The 1,439-nt window shown below is 55.7% G+C and carries 1 protein-coding gene; it reads right to left on the reverse strand.

Annotation, left to right across the window (positions count from 1 at the left end):
- Positions 1-212 precede the first annotated feature (212 nt).
- Positions 213-1,211 carry an IS110 family RNA-guided transposase gene (locus tag AB7C87_RS24140; protein ID WP_369732097.1) on the reverse strand — a complete coding sequence of 333 codons (999 nt, stop codon included), beginning with the start codon at positions 1,209-1,211 and terminating at the stop codon, positions 213-215.
- Positions 1,212-1,439 lie beyond the last annotated feature (228 nt).

The following is a 1,439-nucleotide window of genomic DNA, read 5'->3' on the forward strand; positions in this document are numbered from 1 at the left end:
TATTCACCTATGGAAATTCTGCTGGCTGAACAAACCACGTTTGCTAAGATAATTCTTCGGGCGACAAGGACTTGCTGTAGTTTTCTGGCCTAGAATCGACAACCGGCGAACCGGTGGCTACTGTAACAACCATCAGGCGGGGGACTTCCTGTTTGCGAGAGTAATCACTCACGCTGCCACCAGCCAGCCAATGAGCGCCGCCCCGGCGGCGCTCAGGCACTCACCCCTGGTGGATCGTACACCTCCTCACGGTCCAGCATATGATACATTGAAACCAGCAACTTCCGAGCGGTTGCCACAATCGCTGTTTTCGAGTTCTTCTTTCGAGCTAACCGGTTGTAGAACCGGCTAAGGTACTCGTCTTCGCATGTATGAACCGCCGTGTACGACGCTTGAACGAGCAGCCACCGGACCCGTCCTGATCCTCGCTTCGAGATGCTTCCCTCAAACCGCGAGTCGCCAGACTCGCGGATTATCGGGTTCAACCCGACGTAGCTTACGACCTCTTTGGCCCGGTCAAACCGGCTGATCTCGCCCAACTCCGCGTAAATCGTCAACGCCGTAAAGTAACTCACACCAGGAATCGTCATCAGGAGCTGGGTCTCCTTCAGAGACCCAGCCCGCTCCTCGATCTCTGCTTCTAACGATTCGATCTGCTCGGTGAGCACCTGAATCAGTTCCAGGTACGACTCCAATAACGCGTCCCACGGTGCCGGGAGCGAGAGTTCCGCCAGGAACTCTCGTCCCTCCACACTCAACGGCTTTACCTCACGGGTGATACCGTGGTCACTCAACAAGCCATGGATCTTGTTCGCGTACTCAGTCCGGTTCTCAACGAGTTTCTGGCGCCCGCGCACAAGTGCGCGGGCTTGCCGAACCTCGTCGGTTGGAACGTAGCTTTCTGGAACCGAGCCTAACCGAAGCATTCGAGCGAGTTGTTTTGCGTCGACGCGGTCAGTTTTCTTGTCCGAGTCGGAGATCAACTTCAATTCGCCGGGGTTAGCGACGGTTACATCCAGATACGCTGAAAGCGTATCGTGGATGTGGTAGTAGTTGCTGGTGGCTTCAAGCGCGGCTTTGGACCCAGCGTACTGCTGGGCAAAGTCGTCGAGGTTCGCGTTTTCGACGCGAACCTCTTCGACGATCTCACCGTTTTTGTCCAGTACTGCGATCTGTGAGTACCGTTTGTGTACGTCGATTCCAATGAACATTGGACTCACCTTGGAACGCTGGTGCGTGAAACAGAGATTCACCTATACGGGCTTTCCCGACTGCCGCTCCTGGCGGCAGTCGGGCTGTGATGCCCAGGACTCGGCTTCCTACGCACTCGGACCAGTCAGCAGCACGTGCTCTCGGGCACGGAATACAGCTCGGTCTCTTGCGTCCCATACTTGTTTCACGCTCTCATGGGATATAGCAGAATTTCCATCGAGTCAGCA

The sequence above is a fragment of the Natrarchaeobius versutus genome, from assembly GCF_041205745.1.
In the GTDB taxonomy this organism is placed as follows: Archaea; Halobacteriota; Halobacteria; order Halobacteriales; family Natrialbaceae; genus Natrarchaeobius; species Natrarchaeobius versutus.